This window comes from Bacillus sp. SIMBA_074 (assembly GCF_046534555.1).
GTDB lineage: Bacteria > Bacillota > Bacilli > Bacillales > Bacillaceae_G > Bacillus_A > Bacillus_A mycoides.
The window spans coordinates 51,569-71,025 of sequence record NZ_JAWRYM010000004.1; the positions used below are offsets into that span (position 1 = coordinate 51,569).

General features: G+C 32.9%; 21 protein-coding genes and 8 pseudogenes. 25 read left to right on the forward strand and 4 right to left on the reverse strand.

Annotation, left to right across the window (positions count from 1 at the left end; all coding sequences use genetic code 11):
- Nucleotides 1-3: 3 nt before the first annotated feature.
- The 7 genes and pseudogenes from SB773_RS06835 to SB773_RS06865 all read left to right on the forward strand — a co-directional run.
- Complete coding sequence (locus SB773_RS06835; RefSeq protein WP_215562722.1) at nucleotides 4-459, forward strand: SMI1/KNR4 family protein; 456 nt, start codon at nucleotides 4-6, stop codon at nucleotides 457-459.
- A 233-nt stretch (nucleotides 460-692) separates the two neighbouring features.
- Nucleotides 693-788: pseudogene (locus tag SB773_RS06840) on the forward strand (sporulation transcription factor Spo0A); the annotation flags it as partial.
- Nucleotides 789-941: 153 nt separating this feature from the next.
- Nucleotides 942-1,391, forward strand: a complete 450-nt coding sequence (locus tag SB773_RS06845) for a CdiA family toxin C-terminal domain-containing protein (protein ID WP_410589154.1) — start codon at nucleotides 942-944, stop codon at nucleotides 1,389-1,391.
- Between the two features lie 27 nt (nucleotides 1,392-1,418).
- Nucleotides 1,419-1,799 (forward strand): ribonuclease toxin immunity protein CdiI, encoded by a 381-nt coding sequence (gene cdiI, locus SB773_RS06850; protein WP_410589156.1) that lies wholly within the window; start codon nucleotides 1,419-1,421, stop codon nucleotides 1,797-1,799.
- Between the two features lie 225 nt (nucleotides 1,800-2,024).
- Nucleotides 2,025-3,014, forward strand: a pseudogene (locus tag SB773_RS06855) (EndoU domain-containing protein); the annotation flags it as partial.
- Between the two features lie 33 nt (nucleotides 3,015-3,047).
- Nucleotides 3,048-3,401, forward strand: coding sequence for a type II toxin-antitoxin system toxin (locus SB773_RS06860; RefSeq protein ID WP_000877044.1), 354 nt, complete (start codon nucleotides 3,048-3,050; stop codon nucleotides 3,399-3,401).
- 265 nt (nucleotides 3,402-3,666) lie between these two features.
- Nucleotides 3,667-3,813: pseudogene (locus SB773_RS06865) on the forward strand (SMI1/KNR4 family protein); the annotation flags it as partial.
- A gap of 51 nt (nucleotides 3,814-3,864) precedes the next feature.
- Here the strand turns inward: SB773_RS06865 and SB773_RS06870 are convergent.
- A pseudogene (locus SB773_RS06870) lies at nucleotides 3,865-4,317 on the reverse strand (tyrosine-type recombinase/integrase); the annotation flags it as partial.
- 361 nt (nucleotides 4,318-4,678) lie between these two features.
- On the opposite strand from SB773_RS06870, the gene SB773_RS06875 reads away from it, so the two are divergent.
- The 3 genes from SB773_RS06875 to SB773_RS06885 all read left to right on the forward strand — a co-directional run bounded on the left by SB773_RS06875 (nucleotide 4,679) and on the right by SB773_RS06885 (nucleotide 5,841).
- Nucleotides 4,679-5,083 carry a hypothetical protein gene (locus SB773_RS06875; protein ID WP_002125610.1) on the forward strand — a complete coding sequence of 135 codons (405 nt, stop codon included), beginning with the start codon at nucleotides 4,679-4,681 and terminating at the stop codon, nucleotides 5,081-5,083.
- 287 nt (nucleotides 5,084-5,370) lie between these two features.
- Nucleotides 5,371-5,532, forward strand: coding sequence for a hypothetical protein (locus SB773_RS06880; protein ID WP_002125612.1), 162 nt, complete (start codon nucleotides 5,371-5,373; stop codon nucleotides 5,530-5,532).
- Between the two features lie 150 nt (nucleotides 5,533-5,682).
- Entirely contained in the window at nucleotides 5,683-5,841 is a 159-nt protein-coding gene (locus SB773_RS06885) for a hypothetical protein (RefSeq protein ID WP_002087303.1), read from the forward strand.
- Between the two features lie 217 nt (nucleotides 5,842-6,058).
- Here the strand turns inward: SB773_RS06885 and blaIII are convergent, their stop codons facing one another.
- Nucleotides 6,059-7,006, reverse strand: coding sequence for a class A beta-lactamase BlaIII (gene blaIII / locus SB773_RS06890; protein ID WP_002016516.1), 948 nt, complete (start codon nucleotides 7,004-7,006; stop codon nucleotides 6,059-6,061).
- Between the two features lie 539 nt (nucleotides 7,007-7,545).
- Between blaIII and SB773_RS06895 the strand changes: the two are divergent.
- The 4 genes and pseudogenes from SB773_RS06895 to SB773_RS06910 all read left to right on the forward strand — a co-directional run.
- Nucleotides 7,546-7,773, forward strand: a pseudogene (locus tag SB773_RS06895) (hypothetical protein); the annotation flags it as partial.
- Nucleotides 7,774-7,972: 199 nt separating this feature from the next.
- Nucleotides 7,973-8,167: a hypothetical protein gene (locus tag SB773_RS06900; protein ID WP_002125620.1), complete on the forward strand. Its 195-nt coding sequence runs from the start codon at nucleotides 7,973-7,975 to the stop codon at nucleotides 8,165-8,167.
- Between the two features lie 28 nt (nucleotides 8,168-8,195).
- Entirely contained in the window at nucleotides 8,196-8,480 is a 285-nt protein-coding gene (locus SB773_RS06905) for a DUF4176 domain-containing protein (RefSeq protein ID WP_002125622.1), read from the forward strand.
- A 21-nt stretch (nucleotides 8,481-8,501) separates the two neighbouring features.
- On the forward strand, nucleotides 8,502-8,783 hold the full coding sequence (locus tag SB773_RS06910) for a hypothetical protein (protein WP_002125625.1): 282 nt from the start codon (nucleotides 8,502-8,504) through the stop codon (nucleotides 8,781-8,783).
- 102 nt (nucleotides 8,784-8,885) lie between these two features.
- Here the strand turns inward: SB773_RS06910 and SB773_RS06915 are convergent.
- Nucleotides 8,886-9,149, reverse strand: a pseudogene (locus SB773_RS06915) (tyrosine-type recombinase/integrase); the annotation flags it as partial.
- A gap of 127 nt (nucleotides 9,150-9,276) precedes the next feature.
- On the opposite strand from SB773_RS06915, the gene SB773_RS06920 reads away from it, so the two are divergent.
- From SB773_RS06920 to SB773_RS06955, 8 genes and pseudogenes are all read left to right on the forward strand, one after another.
- Nucleotides 9,277-9,945, forward strand: coding sequence for a hypothetical protein (locus tag SB773_RS06920; protein ID WP_410589161.1), 669 nt, complete (start codon nucleotides 9,277-9,279; stop codon nucleotides 9,943-9,945).
- 13 nt (nucleotides 9,946-9,958) lie between these two features.
- Nucleotides 9,959-10,051 (forward strand): annotated as a pseudogene (locus SB773_RS06925) (DUF4176 domain-containing protein); the annotation flags it as partial.
- An 11-nt stretch (nucleotides 10,052-10,062) separates the two neighbouring features.
- The gene (locus SB773_RS06930) at nucleotides 10,063-10,254 is read left to right on the forward strand and encodes a hypothetical protein (protein ID WP_002125631.1); all 192 of its coding nucleotides are present in this window, start codon (nucleotides 10,063-10,065) and stop codon (nucleotides 10,252-10,254) included.
- A 109-nt stretch (nucleotides 10,255-10,363) separates the two neighbouring features.
- Nucleotides 10,364-10,504 (forward strand): annotated as a pseudogene (locus SB773_RS06935) (hypothetical protein); the annotation flags it as partial.
- A 29-nt stretch (nucleotides 10,505-10,533) separates the two neighbouring features.
- Nucleotides 10,534-11,055: a SecY-interacting protein Syd gene (locus SB773_RS06940; RefSeq protein ID WP_410589163.1), complete on the forward strand. Its 522-nt coding sequence runs from the start codon at nucleotides 10,534-10,536 to the stop codon at nucleotides 11,053-11,055.
- Between the two features lie 537 nt (nucleotides 11,056-11,592).
- Nucleotides 11,593-12,264 (forward strand): hypothetical protein, encoded by a 672-nt coding sequence (locus SB773_RS06945; RefSeq protein WP_063226589.1) that lies wholly within the window; start codon nucleotides 11,593-11,595, stop codon nucleotides 12,262-12,264.
- Between the two features lie 412 nt (nucleotides 12,265-12,676).
- Nucleotides 12,677-13,327 (forward strand): Yip1 family protein, encoded by a 651-nt coding sequence (locus SB773_RS06950; protein WP_002010942.1) that lies wholly within the window; start codon nucleotides 12,677-12,679, stop codon nucleotides 13,325-13,327.
- A 406-nt stretch (nucleotides 13,328-13,733) separates the two neighbouring features.
- A complete protein-coding gene (locus SB773_RS06955; protein WP_002125637.1) occupies nucleotides 13,734-14,210 on the forward strand; it encodes a DUF6985 domain-containing protein in 477 nt (158 codons plus the stop codon).
- A gap of 193 nt (nucleotides 14,211-14,403) precedes the next feature.
- Here SB773_RS06955 and SB773_RS06960 read toward each other — a convergent pair whose 3' ends face one another.
- Nucleotides 14,404-15,726 (reverse strand): MFS transporter, encoded by a 1,323-nt coding sequence (locus SB773_RS06960; RefSeq protein ID WP_410589166.1) that lies wholly within the window; start codon nucleotides 15,724-15,726, stop codon nucleotides 14,404-14,406.
- Nucleotides 15,727-15,951: 225 nt separating this feature from the next.
- Here SB773_RS06960 and SB773_RS06965 point away from each other — a divergent pair, with 225 nt between their 5' ends.
- Genes SB773_RS06965 through SB773_RS06975 form a run of 3 tightly spaced genes read left to right on the forward strand, consistent with a single transcriptional unit; the run spans nucleotide 15,952 to nucleotide 19,215 of the window.
- Nucleotides 15,952-17,541 (forward strand): ATP-binding protein, encoded by a 1,590-nt coding sequence (locus tag SB773_RS06965; protein ID WP_410589168.1) that lies wholly within the window; start codon nucleotides 15,952-15,954, stop codon nucleotides 17,539-17,541.
- Between the two features lie 19 nt (nucleotides 17,542-17,560).
- Entirely contained in the window at nucleotides 17,561-18,238 is a 678-nt protein-coding gene (locus SB773_RS06970; protein WP_410589170.1) for a response regulator, read from the forward strand.
- Nucleotides 18,235-19,215, forward strand: coding sequence for a tripartite tricarboxylate transporter substrate binding protein (locus tag SB773_RS06975; protein WP_410589172.1), 981 nt, complete (start codon nucleotides 18,235-18,237; stop codon nucleotides 19,213-19,215). Before SB773_RS06970 ends, SB773_RS06975 begins: the two co-directional genes overlap by 4 nt.
- The last annotated feature ends 242 nt before the right edge of the window (nucleotides 19,216-19,457 follow it).

The window sequence follows — 19,457 nt, forward strand, 5'->3', positions numbered from 1 at the left end:
ATTATGTTTAATTTTTTGAAAAAACACATTGTAGCAGACGAGAGTGTTAAATCTAATCAAACACCTATTTTTTATCCTTTACCAAAAGAAGAGATAGCAGAAGCAGAAGATTTGTTGAAAATGCAATTCCCCAAAGAACTAAAACGTTTCTATGAGGAAATTGGCTATGGATTTTTAAAGACTAATAAGACTCTTATTAACAGATTCATGGACCCATTTTCTGTTGCAGATTTTCGTTTAAGACAAGATATTTATGAATATAATCCTAATTTCGACGATGTCGATGATGAAGAATCACTAGTATTTTTTGAAGTATCAGAGATTAGCTTTTTAACAATTAAATTTAAACAGGAAAATGAATTAGGTCAATGTCCTATATATTATGGTTCAACGGAAATAGCGGATTCTTTAGAAGAATTTTTAATAAAAATGGATGGAAATCCTGACTATTATATTTAATCTTTTTAAGACTTGCTTTAAGGTGTAGCATTTGAAAAATATCTAATCATGAGTAAAAAAGCTTATGTATAACCTGCATAAGCTTTTTTAATGTCCATTACCTTTTTTTATTGAAAGTACTTTGAATAGAAGATACAATCAGATTTAGGTAAGCGATAAACCTTATACTTCTAACCAATAAATAGAAGCTTTTAATAATTGTTATGAAATATACAATGCCTTGATATAGTGATGGTTATACAGTATACATGTCAAAAGCAAAATCTACGAATTCTGAGTTCATCGCAATGGTTGAGGATAAGCTGAGACTTGAATATAAGGCTTCGTAAACGCTGATATAACAGTGTTTTTGATTGTTTAGCGGTAATGTAAAGTTACCAACAAATTTCTTTTCGTACCAACAAATAATGTTAATGCATTTTAATAAACACCGTCTTTTATTGGTTTGTAAATCAAACTAATGAGAGGCGGTGTTTTTTGTTTTGACTGAATTTGAATTACAGCTAGGTAATTTTATGCTGTACTGTTCAAGTAAAAACTTATTGACTAAAACGCTGAAAAGCTATGATCAGACTCTAAATGGTGGAGCACACAACAGTGAAGAGTTCTTTAAAAACGATATAAAAATAGTCAGTGAATCACCTTCAAAAATTCTAGGTGTAAAAACAGTAGAATACAATATGCCTAAGTTAAATATGGATGGCACTCCTACAGGAGAGTATGGAAATAAAGTATTCACAAAAACCATTTATGATCCTAAAATTATAAGTGATAAGGAATTTATTAACCGTGGAATTGAAGCAGCTAATGACGCTAAATTAAAAACTAGTGATGGAGTTCTTTCAAGAGAATGGACAGGTGTTGACAGTAAAGAGATAACTTGGAGAGGATACCATAAAGGTGGAGAAATCTCTTCTTTTTTTCCAGAATAAATTAAAGATATACGAGGAGAGATATGTATGCAAAGAGAATTTAGATTAAAAGATGAGGATTTACTAGATTTAACTCATTTTCCTATACAAGCAGTGTTTAATATGGTAGATGATGAAAGATTTTTAAAGGTAATCAATTCAGTTTGTGAAGGAGTAGGATTTGGAGAGGAATATGGCGCATGTACTTTTCCAGGAGATTTGGATGAGTATGATATTGCCAATGGAGATTCATTTGAAGGTGTAGAATTTGCATTATACAGTGGTGATGAGGTAATAATTGATTATCAAACACTTTATCATTATTTAAAAAAAATGTGTGAGGGTTATTCAAAAAAGTATCCAAACACAATTAAGAGATTAGAAGACAGTCTTAAAAAATTTATTGAATTATACAATATTAATAGGTAGAGACTATTTATAACTTACCCAAAATCATTATAAAAGGGTTACCGCCACATTGCCATCAAGCTAAAATTTTATTGTACCCCCAGAACGAGATTTTGTGCTAATTGGTCACAAAAAAGCTAGTTTTTTGGTTTTTAATATTTTAATTAGAAAAAGAAGACTACTATTTGCTTTTTAGTCTTCTTTTATTTGCTTTTTAATAGGTTGATATATATTTTAAAAGAAATTAAAGGTGAAATGTGTGGTAAGCTACCTGAAAAATCTACTGGTGAAAAAATTTGGGACGGTATTGTAGATAGGACGGGACAAGCAGTTAGCGATACAATAGACGGAATAAAAGCTTTAGGAGATTGGGAAACGTGGGAAAACATGGGGAACGCTGCTTTGCACCCTATTGATACCCTTAGTACCATGTGTAATGCATTATCGGATTCATTTATTAATGATGTAATAAATGGAGATGCTGAAAGTCGTGCTAAATGGGGAAGTTATGCTTTAACACAAGTTGGAGTAGGACTTATTGGTGATAAAGGATTAAGTAAAGCAAGTAAATTAGGTCAAGCGGGTAAAGTGACCAAACTAGCAAAAAATAAGATTCCGCAAGCTATTTCACATATTACAAGTAATTTACAATTGGGAGATCGCTTTGCTTTTGCTGGTGGAAATAGTTTGCGATTTAGATCTGATACGCCTGATTTTAAAAAAGCTGAAGAAAAGCTGTCGACCTATCAGTTTGCTAGGGGTGAAAGTGATTCCGGTGGGAGTAATTTTGTTGATGAAAATCATACATCTTCACTTTCTAATAGGGAAATTATATCTAATTTACAACATACAGAAAAATTTAGACCAAATACACTCAAACATATCCTAGAGGGTGAAATAAATTGGCGTGGTGACGCAATGGGTTATCATACTGAAGTATTGGAGAATACACCTGGAAAAATAATTAGCGGAACAGAAGAGATATTAAATGATCAAGGCATCTATAAAGCTAGGGTAGAAGTAAATGGAACCCCTAAAACTGGAAATAGAGGATTTTCCACATTTTTCCCTAAAGATTGGAGCCCACAAAAGATTGTAGATAATATAAATGAAGCATATAATAATAGAACGTATGAATTTGGTAACACATATTCTGGAATAGGTTCAGAGGGTATAAGGATTAGCATGTATATAGATGGGAATGGGAAAATTATCTCTGCTTTCCCATCGGAATAAATTTTATCTTTAGTATAAAGGAGTACAATAGTAATGAAATATCCATATAGCTTTGAAGTACTTACCAATGGAAAACTAGTTATGAGGCTTCCTCAAGAAATTAAACTTATTGAGACTTTTTTAGGCGTTGAAGTTTCTGCGTTTGGAGATTGGATTTTAGAAGAAATACATAGTGTTTTAAATGGGAAAGAAAATTACGTAGTAGTAAATGGAAACATTTGCGGTTTAGAAATTCGGAAAGATACAACTACTGTCCTAGACAATTTGGCTGAAGATGGTAAGGGAGATTTTTGTGAGATAGAAACGATTGAATTAGTAGATTTAATTCATATTTGGCTAGATAAACAAAAAGAATTTAAAAAAGGAAAAAATAAAGAATTGAAATAATAGATAGAGCTGACTTCTTATAGAAGTCAGCTCTATCTATTATTTCATATTTCTCCCATTATCTCAGGTTTTAAAGTCTTTTTTCCTAGATAATTATCAGCAATAGTCATTGCAAAAGAATCTAAAGGTATTTAGATATGATGATGGGTGGAGAGATAGTTCACATTATTAGGAAACCAAATTCTGTAGGAGTATATGTTGCAGAAGTTAAAAGTAGGGGTCTTCCAAAACAAGCGAAATCTTCGTTTTTTTCCTGAATATTGGAATGAAATTCAAAATAAAGATTAAAAATGGTAGTAAACTTCAATCACCAAATGATGAATTAATTGGATCATTTGAGGAATATTGTGAGATAAAATTACCAACTGATTTTATAGATTTTTTGAAAAAATATAATGGTTCTATTCCAATTACTAATGTTTTTTTACATGAAAAAAACGAACTTTTAATTGAACGTTTCTTATGTTTGTTTATAAAACCAATAGCCGAAGGTTTTCCGCAGGTGTGAGTCCAGATGGATTCTATATCGGAAAAATCTCCGGCTTTTTGTAATTGCCGATAAGCCTGGATCTTACTAATGGATGGATCTCTTTTTCGGGATGGGAATAACCAGGTATTTTCTAAAATTTGGTATACGAATAGACTTCATCAAAAATAGAAGTAAGATTAATCATGCGTTCTTTCTTCGTTTCCCCCTCTTTGATTTTGAATTCTTTTCTCTTTTTCCGTTTTAACTTTACTATGGTTCTGTTTGAATTTGGAGTAAATCGCTGACACTGAATCCTGTATGGATCCCAATAAGGGAGAGAATATAGTCTCGTTCAGAATAATGACGTTTGAGAACCCATTTCATATCTTCAATCTGTTCTTTATTTCTGAGGGGGTGGACATCAATGAGATGTGGTTTTTTGTTCACGGATTTTTAACATCTTTATTTACAGTGTTTTGAATGTGAACTAATAATAAAAAGTTTGCTTTCAAATTAGAAAAGGTTAGTCCCTCACTTCACTCCAGCTAAAAACCTCACACCTAAAAACAAAGGGGAACTCAATTGTTCAAACTCATATAAAGTTTCAATCTTGTCTAAGCATCCATTAGGATATACAATTGACCATCTATTTTTCTTTACATAATCTCCAGATACAGTCCATATCAACTATAGATTCTTGTCTTATGCTAAATGTAATCAAAAAGCAAGTAGATAAAGATAATGACTAAAACATTAACTCTAGATACTTTTTTGATGAATATTATAAATAAACAGGAGGTAATGAAAAATGATTAAAACATTATTAGCAGGAGCACTTTTAAGTACAGGATTGGTAGCGGGAGGTGCAGTAGGTGCAGATGATGCGAAAATGGACAATTTAAAGTCAAATGAAGATAGTTCAAATCAAGTAATTACACAGAGTGCAGATGGAACAACGTCTTTCTCACAAAACTTTGATTTACCTAAAGATGCAGTGCCAGCAACTCCTAAAGGAGACGCAAAAACTGTTGAAAGAACAGAAGGTACAGACTCTCAAGAAGGAAAAATGGTACCAACAAAAGAAGGTACAGATTCTCAACCTGGATTTGAAATGGGAGCCCCTGAAAAACCAGAGCATGCAAAAACTGTTGAAAGAACAGAAGGTACAGACTCTCAAGAAGGAAAAATGGTACCAACAAAAGAAGGAAATTAAATAATATATAGTTATAACGAAGAGCATCCAAAAGGGGTGCTCTTTTTATATTGTAGGGATTAACTAGTTTTACTCAATATAGAACTGTAGGAGGAATTCAAGCTAGAATATGGATTACTGTCTCTTCAAATCATGGTGTTTGAAGCACTAGTTTTGGTGGTAACGTTACAACATAAACATTTTATTAGAGATTTTTTGAATTTACATACACTCTAGATAAACTACATATCAACTTCAGATACTTGTTTTATGATACAAGTAATCAAACAAAAGGAGGGCAATACAAAATGATTACAACAGTATTAACAGGGCACTCTTTTAAGTACAGGAGATTATTAATAGGTGGAGAAAATGTTGAGGATGTACAGACAGATAAACATATTCCATATGAAAAAAATGAATTACAGCAAACTCTAGAAAAGTACGATTCGAAGAAATTTGAGTTATAAAAAGAAAATAGATAAATATAGTGAAAATAGATAAATTGACAAGAGAAAAGCACTTTGTGTATATCACAGGTGCTTTTTATTTTCATTTTGATATAGGGCTTGAATTAAATTTTTACACTAAAATTTATACGGCAAAAAGGGGGGAGTTCATTGCACAAAGTTATTTATGGAATATTAATTTTAATTTATACTTTGTATTCATTTTTTGTAAGTGATGGAAGTGAAGTAAGGTTTATTATGGTGTTAACTATAGTACTTATCTTTTCTGTGGTTTTAGAAAAAGGAAATGCAAACAAAACGACTGATTAAAGGTCTTTTTGTTTGCATTTTTTAGTTGGCTATTAAAGTCCAGATGTTTTAGGGATAGCACGAAATCGCCATCAAGCTTAAAGAATCATTTATCCCCAAACAATAAAAATGAGCTTTTTATTACAAGTTAGCACCAAATTTCATTTTTGGGACACTATTAAATTTTTAGTTGATGAAAACACCCGCCTAAAATAGAAAACTTTTAACCTATTATCATTTATTCCGTAGCTTTTAAGGTATTTAACACGACCTTGGTTGCGTCTGCAATAAGTTTATCATCGTATTTAGCATCTTCTTTATCATGATTAGAAAGTATAGCAAGAACAATCGGCTTTTTATTTGGTGGCCAAATAATTGCGATATCATTTCTTGTTCCGTAAGATCCCGCGCCTGTTTTATCAGCTACTTCCCATCCTTTTGGTACGCCCGCACGAATCAATTTATCTCCAGTTGTATTTCTCTTCATCCAATCTACTAATAGTTCACGTTTTTCTATTGGAAGTGCAGTTCCTAATGTAAATGATTGAAGTGTCTTAGCTATCGCTTCTGGTGTACTGGTATCATGTGTTTCTCCTGGATGCACTTCATTTAATTCAGGTTCAAATCGTTCTGAAGTAGTAACAGTATCTCCCATTTCTCTCAAGATTTTTTCAAATTCAGAGGGCCCCCCTAACTGTTTAAGAATCAAATTATGTGCTGTGCTGTCACTATATCGAACAGAAGCATCTGCAAGTTCTTTTAACGTCATTCCTGTATCAACATGCTTTTCAGTAATTGGATTATAATTAGAAAGATCTTCATGAGTATACGTAATCCTTTGATCAAGAGCTTCTAATGAGTTCTTGCGTAAAAGAGCGCCCACAGCTAATGATTTAGATGTAGATGCAAATGCAAAACGATCATCTGAATGATAAGCAACAGTTTGATTTGTACCTGTGTCCAGTGCATAAATACCAAGCTTAGCATCATATTCTTTTTCAAGTTTAGCGAAAGATTGATTACCTGTATTTTCTTGTTTAATTTGATTAGCTTGATTCGTTTGTTTAGGTGGTTCAGATTGAGTGTTACTATTGGAACAGCCTATAAGTGATACACATGAAAGTAATACTACAGGCACAATCTTTTTGTAATGTAAAATGTTAAAGAACTTGTTTAAAACGAACATAAATTTTCAACCTCTTTCAAGAATATATGGATTTTGTCTAGGTATTCTAAATACCAATGCAATTAAAGATGGCATAGGGTAACAATACTACTGCAGCTAAAATTTCACAGGTTAAAGGACATCCAAAACGTTTATATGATTGATAAATCACGGTTTGGGGTGTTTCTTTTTTGTTGCTACTTGTAATGCTTCACCTGTAAAAGTATTAAACTTGTAATACTTAACCGTAGTATTAAAATACATATTTTTTACTTTTGGGAATAATAAGTCCTTTCTTTTTTTTGTAATACATAAAAATAGATGTCAAACGGGATATGTTGTATCCAATCTGGACAACTAATATTAGAAATACACTTATTAGACACTCTAAGTAATAAATTTGTTCCACTTTAAGATGAGGAAGAATTTGGGGTTTGTAAAATAACAATGGAACTACGTGTTTTTTCGTCATACAAAAACCTCTACATATAAGTAGAGGTTTTTAAATTGTATATTAATGAATTATGCTTTTTTAGATAAAGCAAATCGAGTTCAGGTAAACGAAGAACATAGAAGAAACGTTGTTTGATAAACTTAAAGATACTGTTGAAAATAACGTAGAAGCGATGGATCAGTTGTACGAAAAATTTATTCGCCAGATAGAAAATACTCCTATTATCGGGCAATATCATAACTACAAAAAAGGGCAAAATGAAGCGGTGTTAGATGAACCTAAAGGAATATTAAACACAATTTTACATCCAATAGATAGTGTTGAGGGAGAAGTTAAAATACCGTTACCTTTTATTGATGATTGGAAACTAGTTGTTGGCGGAGATGTAGCTTATGGTAGTATAGGTGGAGAGGCAAAAGTTGGATTGAAAAATGAATTAAGTGTTGGTCTTGGACCTGTTGGTTTAGGAATAAAATTTGGAGTAGAAAAGTAGAAAAGAGTTAGAATGTTATATTTATGAGGGGGAAGTTTTTTTGTTTTCATTGCAAGTGTTTAAAAAGATTTTAATTATTTTTGTTTTTATTGCTGTTCCTTCTAGTTTATTAGCCGTTTGGCTTGGAGCAGATGCTACTTTTAAAGAGAAAATGATATTATCTCTAATTTTTGGCATAGTGATGCCGCTAGCTTTTTTTATTTTTTATAAAATCACATCTTTATTTTTAAAGTAGTAATTAGTTTATTTAGGAGGAGTTTTGTATGGAAAATATAAATATACCAAAATTACCAATAGGAAGCGAATTATTACCAATTGGTTCTGTAGTTCTTGTAGAAGAAATTAATCAACTCCTTATGATTTATGGTAGAAAGCAACAACAAGATGATAATAAATTATGGGATTATGTTTCTTGTCCATATCCTCATGGTAATTTATCAAAAGAATATAATGTATTTTTTAATCATAATCAAATTGCTCATTTATTATTTAAGGGTTTTGAAACAGAGGGTGAATTAGAATTAAGAAGTAAATTATCTGAGTTTTAGTGGAAATGGAGAAAATATAATATGATTTTAGGAATTTCATATTTTGATATTTTTTGTATCATAATTATTGCTTTGTTTTTTTTCACTTTCTGGAGACTGAATGCTCGGTATAATAAGAAACATAATGTTCCTAAGGTTTTTCAATGGTTTCCTAGAAGATGGGGGAAAAGAAAAATTTCAGAGCATTTATCTCAACTAAATAAAAAGTTAGAAGCTGAAGGGAAAGGTATTTGGGTTACAATCTATGCTATAGATTTGTACATCGTAACTATCCCTTGTACAGTAAAAAAATATAAATCTTAATATATATGTTTGTAGAAGAGACCTTTTAATTTAAAATAAAAGGTCTTTCTTTATAAATTTCCACTATTTTTTATGACAGTTGAAATAGTAATTTTAAGTAAATTAAATTTGAAATGTATCAAGAATATTATCTTTTTCTTCTTTATTGATTCCAATATATTTGAGTGTAATCTTTGGTGTGCTGTGGTTTAATATATCTTGCAACATAGCAACATCTTTAGTTTGTTTATAGAACCAATAGCCGAAGGTTTTGCGCATAGTGTGAGTCCCAATAGATTCGATACCAGCAAAATCTTTGGCTTTTTGAAATTTTTGATAAGCCTAGATCTTATTAATGGGTTGATCTTCTTTTCGAGAAGGGAATAATATTTCACAGAAGGTGTAAAATGGGATGTTGATTTAGATGGTGATGGTGAAGATGATAGTATTAAGGATATGGTGAAAACGGTTGCGAAAAAAGCTTGGTCAACAGTAGCGGGGTGGTTTAATTAACATGAAAAAAAATACAGATTTTAATAAGAAAGCTTTTGAATATTATATGGCTCTTTACGCTGTAAATGATATAAGATCGACTATAATTACTCTTGTGATTGGGATAACAGATATATTTGTGCTTTTGCCTGCTTTTGCGAATCCTGTTCAACCGATATATATGTACATAATAGTTCCACCAGTTGCTTTTTTAAATGTATGGGCAATATGGATTGTTATAAATCCTAGGAAGCGGCAATTACAATACACTCTATTTCGTGGGGTATTTGGCATCGTATGTTCAGTAGGATTATTAGTTATAACCCAAAAGTTTGCATATGGAATGTTAGGATTACAAACTTCAATCTATTTTATTTTTTCAGTGGGTTTGTATATTTTTGCTTTGAATTATTATTATAAAAATCATATAAAAAAACTTCAGGAACCAATCAAAAAATCAAAATCATCGAAAAAAAACTCTGGTTTCGGAGTAGTGGCTTTTATAGGATTGGGTCAACTCGTTGCTAATATCAGTCTTGGTTTTGCAACACAAAAGATGGTAGCAATTGTATTAATGTGTGTATATTCAATGCTTTCGTTTATGTTGTTTCATTTCATTATGGAACTCCATAGGTATTATTATTTAAGGAAGCATATAGAAGGTGGAGGTAGAACACATGAAACCTTTTAAAGAGGTTTATTGAATTTTAAGTATTGTGATTTATGGAAGGAAATAAAAACTTATGGTTAAAGAATCTGTGATGTATGACTATATTGGCTGTTTTTATCCAGAAGGAGGAAAGCTGATATGCAAGCATTTAAAGTTGGGAAATTAGTCACATTCGTTGCAATTATAATACTTCTTGTAGTTGCTATTTTATCTCCTTACAACTTATTTAAAAAGATTTATTTTATTATGGGTGTTCTTATTATTGGCGCAATTTCACTTGGTGCAAATAAATTCTTTGAACTGGTGCACAGTAAATTTAATAAGAAATGATATTACTTATGTGATAGGGGAATTCAAAATATGAATAAATCATTAAGGATTTAAAGGGAAATTTCCACAATATAATTTTACAGGATTACGTGGAACTAAATTAGTTCATCACCATATTGGTGGTGGTCAAGCTGTTGGTGTTCCGATGCCACTACATCCTGGTTTTGGAGGGGTTCATAACGTAGAAAAAGTGATTGGAGCATGGGGGGAAAGATGCAGAATATGTAGAAATGCTTCAGAAATTTATTGAACATCATACATTAGGCGGTAAATAAAAAAATGAAAAATGAAATGGAAAATTGTTTTGATAAAATAATTAGAGAGTGGCAAGAGTGTAATAATTCATTGCCAAAATCTTTATGGCTAGTAGAAGCAGATACTTTTATCTATGAAGGAGAACCAGATACAGAGGGATACGTATTCTGGAAACCTTTAGAGAAAAATATAATTCATGATTTTTCTGATATAGAAAAAGATTTGGGAATACAATTATATAATTCAATTAAAGAATATTATAATTCTTATTGGTTTTTAGACTTAGGAGGTAATTATTTAGGTTATGATTTTGATTTAAATCCTGTTATACCAGGAATTGAACTGCATGATTTTTATGTATCTTTACAAGGATACCAAGGCGCACATGATAATCAACTGAATAATATCCCTATTGGTATGGAGTTTAACGGTCTCTTGGTAGTTGTAGATAATCAAAATGGACAAGTAAAGTTAGAAGATTATGAAAGCGAAAGCTTCGAAGTTATTTGTGATAGTTTAGCAGAATTAATTTTAAATCTTTCATAAGATATATTAAAAAATAAAAAGTAAAAGTTGACTCTATGAGTCCGCTTTTATTTTTTTAAATATATAGTTTGGATTTATTTTTAAAAATTAGATAAGGAATGTATAAAGGACATTTGAAACGTTGATAGTATTGCAAACATATGAAGCGGAAATTATTAAAATTAAGATACCTGATTATATACCTGTATTAGGTGATTATGATAGAAGTGTCAAAGGTGAGATTATAATAGGTGGGTATGATTATAGATTCCGCAGGAGTTTCATTTAAGTTTGAGAAGGAAGCGAGATAATAGAATGCGAAAATTTTCAAAAATAGTTATATGTGTTGGTGCGTTAATAATGATTATACTGGGCATGATTGTACATGATACATGGAAGGATAGGATTTATTTTTCTTTAGCTGTACTTTTTGTTACCGTACTTTCTTTACTATGGAATATAGTTGCTCATAATATTATGGATAAATTTAGAAAAAAGGAGAATAAATAGCTATGAAACTTTTACCGATTGGAACAGTAGCGGGGTGGTTTAATTAACATGAAAAAAAGTATAGATTTTAATAAGAAAGCTTTTGCACATTATATGGCCCTTTATCCTGTAAATGAAATAAGAGTCCACGTAATTGGCCTTGTCCTTTTGGGGGCAGACGTGTTTGTTCTTTTGCCTGCGTTCGCGAATCCTTTTCGATTACTCTATGTATATATAGTAACTCCGCCAGTTATTTTTTTAAATTTGTGGGCGATATGGATTGCTATCAATCCTCGGAAACGACAATTACAATACACTCTATTTCGAGGAGTATATGGCACCATATGTTCAGTCGGATTATTGGTTATAGCTCAAAAATATGCCTATGAAGTGTTACAATTACAAACTCCCATCTATTTTATTCTTTCATTTGGTTTGTATGGTTTTGCTTTGTATCATTTTTATAAAAATCATATTGAAAAACTTCAGGAACCAAGAAAAAAATCAAAATCATCGAAAGGAACTGGTGGTGTAAAAGTAGCAGCTATTGCAGCGGGATTGGGGCAGTTAATTGCTAATATAATTCTTAGCATTGCAACACAACAGATGGGGGCAATTGTATTTATGTCTGCATGCACAGTGATTTTGTTTGTTTTGTTTTATATGATTATAGAACTCCATAAGTACTATTATTTACGGAAGCATATAGAAGATGGAGGGAAAATACGTATAGGCTTTTAAAGAGAATTTGTTGCATTTCAAGTATATAAGCGCATTCTTCTTATGGAAGCCATTCACGAGGCTTATAGCAATAAAAGATGTATAAGTGGAAGATTATATTCTGGTAAAACATCTGAAGGAATGGAAATTAGGTTTGTTCTTATTAATGATAAGATTATAACTGTTTATCCAATGTATTAAAGAATGTGAGGTACTCAAAAATGAAAGTAACTACTCAGCCCATAGTTAAAAATGCAAGACAATATAGAGGTAATTGCTAAGAAGCACTCCCCCTAAGTTTCAGATGAAATTAAATGATTGAATATTTATATTTAAATAACCGACTATTTATGCTTTAATATTTCTATGTACATAACTGGGATGATTAGGAAATTATATTTAATATGTTTTAAGAAAGGGGAATGTTTTTTATATGGAAACTCCAGAAAATCAATTTAAACGTGCACTTAATCCTTGGTTCTCCATTTGGACAAAACCACGTGATACAATGAAAGAAATTTTTATATCCAAACCTAAGAATGTGTTTTTACTCATTTTATTAGGCTCATTCGTACAGACTTTAGATCGAGCATCTTCTAAAAATATGGCGGATTCAATAAGTAGTCCATTTTCAATAATCTCAATAGTTATATTCGGTACCTTCGTTGCTTTCTTAATTTATTATTTTTTGCTACCAGCGTTATTCAATTGGGTGGCAAAAAAACTTGGTGGACAAGGTACCTTTGAAAAAACACGTTACTCAGTTGCCTATTCTTATATCCCTTACGTTTACTCTCTTATATTAGTTTGGGTGCCTTCATTTTTCTTGTTTGGGATAGAAAACTTTACGAGTGAGACACCGGAAATGGATAGTAGCATAACTTTAACGATTTTGTTTCTTATTTTTGCCATAATTGATATAGTTATTGGAATTTGGACAATCATTATTTCCTTAAAATGTTTAGGAGAAGCACACCAATTTTCAGCATGGAAAGCATTATTAACAATAATAGTGTCCTTTATGATTATCATTCTTCCTTTGGTAATAATAGTATTTCTTATAGTAGGGGTTACAACCCTTTAATAATTTATTTGCTTCGTATGAACTTAGAAATTTAATTGAGGTTTGGGGACAAGCACAAAAAATGTATAAAAATAATAACTAAAAAATTAACTTTTATAAAAACATTTAAACTAAAATGCTTCTTAAGCGTGGGTCCAATAGCTCACGCTTTTTATTTTGGGTGACTATAACATTTATTTTTAAAATTTATAATCATACTATTTGTTACGAACAAACTTTCAAAGAATCTATTGGTGCTACAGCTAATTGAAGGCGTATTAACAATTTGAGAGTAGTTATTGATAAGAATGGAAATGTAATAACTGTGTTTCTAAAGAATAAGAAAAGTTTAACATGAGTTTATGTTTTTTATTCGGGGAAATATGGCGTAATTGGTTATCAAGAAAAAATTTAGGAGAATAAAATTATGAAAAAAATAAACCATGAATTATTTGGTGAAATTGTTCACGATTTATATTGGAGCGGACAACAAAAGATAACTATTTTTGGGCAGGAAAAAATAGTTTCTTTAACTATTGATGGAGAAGAAGATGATTTAATTCCTAAAGTTCAAGAAGAAGCATATAGGAAGTTCATTACTGATATGAACAAACTTACAAAAGAAGCTGAACAAGCAATATTCGAGTATTATAAAGAAGAATATATGGAATATAGAGATATGGTAGGTGATGAATCTGCTGATAAAATAGCGCCGATTATAACAACTATTCAAGAACTAGGAAAATTGGTGGAACCTGTTGGGTTAAGTATATTACCAGATTTTGAAGATGGAATTAGAAGAGTTGGATTAATATTCAATTGTACCTGGGAAGAGGACGGTGTCGGGGTGAAATTTGAAAATGAGCAAGTTGTAGAAGTTGGTTATCAAGACATCGTTATTTAAACTTCAAATTATGTGCTGTCACTATATCGAACAGAAGCTGTGTTTGTAAAATAACAATAGAACTATGTGTTTTTTCGTCATACAAAAACCTCTACATATAAGTAGAGGTTTTTAAATTGTATATTAATGGATTATGCTTTTTTAAATAAAGCAAATCGAGTTCAGGTAAACGAAGAACATAGAATACGTAATTTTAACTAGATTTATTATTAGCTAGTTTATCTCCACCACCAAGCTCCGCCTCAATCTGCGAAGTCTTCGATGACTCATCCATACGCCAATACGTAATAAAGCTTATCGCGATACATCCAGCTACGTAGAAGTAGAATAGTGATTCCATTCCGATACTCTTTAGCCATAATGCGATGAACTCTGCTGTTCCGCCGAATATCGCAACGGTTAGTGCATATGGTAAACCTACGCCTAGTGCGCGAATTTCAGTTGGGAATAGTTCTGCTTTTACAATTGCGTTAATGGAAGTGTAGCCAGTAACGATAATGAGGCCGACCATCATGAGTAAGAATGCTACGATTGGTTCTGTCGTTTTTTCCATAAAGAAGAAGATCGGTGCTGTTAGTAACGTTCCGAGAATACCGAAAGCCATTAAGAGTGGGCGGCGTCCGATTTTATCGGATAATAGTCCAGCAATTGGTTGAAGTACGACGAAAATAAGTAGTGCGACAAAGTTAATCCAGCTTACAATTTCTTTTGGGAGACCGACTGTGTTTACCATGAACTTTTGTAAATATGTTGTGTACGTATAGAATGCGACAGTGCCTCCTAGTGTTAGGCCGACTACTGTTAATACTGCTTTCGGGTGTTTCATAAGAGCGCGAACGGTTCCTGCGCTTTCGCGATTTTTCGATTCCATATTTGAGAACTGCTCTGATTCATCCATTGTACGTCGAAGCCATAATACAGCTACTGCTCCCATTGCTCCAATAATGAATGGAATACGCCATCCCCAAGCTTTCATATCTGGTTCGCTTAGTAATTGCTGAAGAACAATTTGAACGCCTAACGCAACCATCTGTCCAGCAACGAGCGTTACATATTGAAAACTTGAATAAAAACCACGGCGTCCACTACTAGCCATCTCAGATAAATATGTTGCGGAAGTTCCATACTCTCCGCCAAGTGATAACCCTTGAAGTAAACGAGCAAGAACTAAAATAATTGGCGCCATAATACCGATGCTTTCGTAACTAGGTGTACAGGCGATAATTAAAGAACCACCGGCCATAACCGTAATAGAAAGAGTTAATGCTGCCCGGCGTCCGTGCCGATCTGCATAACGTCCCATTAGCAAACTTCCGATAGGGCGCATTAAAAATCCAACTGCGAAAATAGCGGCTGTGTTCAGTAATTGGCTTGTTGGATCTCCTTTAGGAAAGAACTCTGCTGAGAAGTAAACAGCGAAAGCAGAGTAAACGTACCAGTCGTACCATTCAATTAAATTGCCGACGGAACCTTTAAAGATATTGCCGGCGACTCGGTTAGATTTTGCTTGAGCCATAATAATTCCTCCTCTTGCTTATAAATAAAATGATAATTATGAAAGCGTGTTCAATGTAGTTGAATTGTACTGTTCTTTAATTGAAATCTCAATATTATGACAATTTTATTCTTTTTGTACTTTATGTACATGGATAGTTTTAATAGTTGCTTCATTATTAGTTTTGTCATAATAATAGAAAAAGGAGATTGATAGTTTTGAATATTTTATTAAAGGATATGGAGTATGAAGAAATCACGCAAGGTGTCATTACAAACGAAAATAGTAAGCTTAATTATTACGTTAATTTTATTTGTTGTTCTTCTATTAGCGGGAATATTTGTTTACATTCAGTCCGTTGATACGAAGCGCCAAGTAGAGCAGCTAGCACTGCAAACAGCTAAATCTCTTTCTTTTATGCCAGCTATAAAAGATGCTTTTCAATATAACGAGCATAAAAGTACTATTCAATCCATTGCGGAACAAGTTCGTGAGCAAGCTGGTGCAGATTATGTCATTATAGAAGATCGTTATGGGGTTATGTATTCACATTCTAATTCTGAGTTGATTGGAACAAAGAGTAACAATTTATATAACTATGAAGCACTTACTTTTGGTGGCTATTATACACTCGAAGGAAATGGTGAAAGTGGTCCAGCTTTAATGGCGAAAGCACCCATTATTGTTCATAACGGAGACTACGATCAAGTTGTAGGCGTTGTGACAGTAGAGTTTTTAATAAAGGGTATTGAATCTAACATACTGAGCAGAACGAAAGAAATTATACTCTTTTCTTTAGCGGTGTTACTAGTTGGAATTGTTGGCGGCATTCTTTTAGCACGTAGTATCAGGAAAGATACACTCGGTTTAGAACCGAATGAAATTGCAGCGTTATACCGGGAACGAAGTGCGATACTACTATCCATAAAAGAAGGGATTATCGCTATTGATCAAAATGGTTTTATTACAATGATGAACACGTCGGCAGAAGAAATGTTGCATGTAAGTGATGACTATATGCAGCAGCACATTTCAAAAGTTTTACCGGAATTTAATATGAAAAGAGTGTTAGAAAACGATCAAGAAATCGGGTTTCAAGATAAAGTGTTTATTTTAAACATGACACCAATACTCGAAAATAACAGTACGGTAGGCGTTGTATGTAGTTTTAGAGATAAAACAGAACTGCAAAATCTAGTGAATACAATATCTGAAGTAAGAAAGTATTCCGAGGATTTACGCGCTCAAACGCATGAATTTACAAATAAGCTGTTCGTCTTATCAGGATTACTTCAGTTAGGACATTACAAAGAAGCAATTGAATTTATACAGCAAGAATCCAATATTCATCAAAGCCAAAACCATATTTTATTCCATCAAATTCATGATGCAAAAGTACAAGCTATTTTATTAGGGAAAATTGGAACAGCGTCTGAGAAGAAAATTGATTTTCATATTGAAGGAGATAGTGCGCTTCAACCGTTACCAGACCATATAAAAGTTTCGCATCTTATTACGATCCTTGGAAACATAATCGACAATGCATTTGATGCGGTGAGTGTGCAAGAGGAAAAGAATGTTTCCTTCTTCGTTACGGATATTGGACATGACATTGTGTTTGAAGTGATAGATAGTGGTGCAGGGATACCGGTAGAAAAAATCACGACCATTTTTCAAAAAGGGTTTTCAACGAAAGGAAATGATCGTGGTTACGGACTAGCAAACGTGAAAGAAATGGTAGATCTACTAGGGGGAACAATTGAAATTCAAAACGAGAAAAATGGGGGAGCTATTTTTACAATTTACCTTCCAAAAACATTGAGAGAAAGTACATGACAAACAGGGGGATGGGCATATGTTGAAGGTTGCAATTGCAGAAGATGATTTCCGCGTAGCGCAAATTCAAGAGGAGTTTTTATCAAAAATAAAGGACGTAAAAGTGATCGGAAAAGCATTGAACGCAAAAGAAACGATGGAACTACTACAAAAGGAAGAAATCGATTTACTTCTATTAGATAACTATTTACCAGACGGAATCGGAACAGACTTATTGCCGAAAATTCATGCTGACTTTCCAGACGTTGACATCATTATGGTTACTGCGGCAAATGAAAACCATATGTTAGAAAAAGCAATTCGAAACGGCGTAAGCAACTATCTTATAAAACCGGTCACGTTAGAAAAATTCGTTCGCACAATTGAAGACTATAAAAGAAAGAAGCAACTATTACATAGTAACAATGAAGTAAATCAAGCACTAATCGATAATTTTTTCGGCACTTCGCAAATACAAGACATGAAAAACTTACCGACAGGTGTTGATCCACTAACACTTCAAAAGGTGAAAGGGATTATAAAAGGATTCGAAGAGGGAATTACAATAGAAGAAATGGGAGAACAAATGGGTGCCTCCAGAACAACCGCAAGAAGATATTTAGAATACTTAGTAGCGACAAACGAATGTACAGTAGAGTACACATACGGCATTATCGGACGACCAGAACGAAAATATCGAATAGGGCGAGGACTATGAAAAAACGATTATTACTATGTATATGGATCATGACAGGAGTAATAGCTGGTTGTTCTTCAGAAAAATCTCAAACGAATACAGTAAACATAGACAAAGTAGAAATCGTTGCGCCAAACGTTCAAGGAGCGGGATGGGACTTAACAGCACGGGCGATGCAAAAAACACTGACAGAAGAAAAAATCTTCACAAAACCAATCACTGTCACCAACAAAGTAGGTGGCAGCGGTGATGTCGGATGGAAATATACGAAACAAAAAGGTGGTCACGTACTGGCGATTAACTCAAGCTTACTGATAACGAACAACCTACTAGGCCACAGTAAACTAACATATAAAGACTTCACACCGCTCGCACTACTTGCATCTGACTGGGAAGTCGTTGTCGTATCAAAAGACTCAAATATAGATAACGCAAACGAACTAATGGAACAACTAAAACAAGACCAGAAAAACTTCAAAATCGGCGTTGCCCCCGGCCTAGGAAACGACGATCACCTATCCTTCGTACAAGTAAGCAAAGAGTTCGGCATAAATCCTGCCGAACTACAATTTTTCGTCTACGAAAACAAAGAAAAAATCATAAACGCCCTAACGAACAAACAAATAGGCGCCGCAACCATGACCCTATCTGAAGCCGAAAAACAATACAAAGCCGGCAAAATAAAAATACTAGCCGTATCAGCACCAAAACGGCTAGACCGACTACCAGAAATCCCAACGTGGAAAGAACAAGGAATCGACGTTGTCTTCCAGCACTGGAAAGGGATTATGGGACCTAAAGATATGACTGAGGAAGAGGTGGCTTATTGGGATGGTGTGATTAAGAGGATGGTTGAGAGTGATAGTTGGAAGGCGATTTTGAGGGAGAGGGGTTGGGAGAGTTTTTATAAGGGTAGTGGGGAGAGTAGGGGGTTTTTGGAGGAGAGTTATGGGTGGTATGGGGGATGGTGGGGAAGAAGTAAAGAAGTAAAGAAGTAAAGAAGTAAAGAAGTAAAGAAGTAAAGAAGTAAGTATTTAGGTGATAAAGAAAAGATTTAACGTTTCATGTATAATATGAAGAGTAAGCCACCAACAACTATTGAGTTGGAATAATATTGTTACACAACTTAAATTGTAAATGCTTATTTATTAACATTTTTATAAGTAAAATTTTTTAATAACAAAAAGGACTCGATTATGAGTCCTTTTGCTTGTTGTATTTGTGTATTGATTACTTAAAA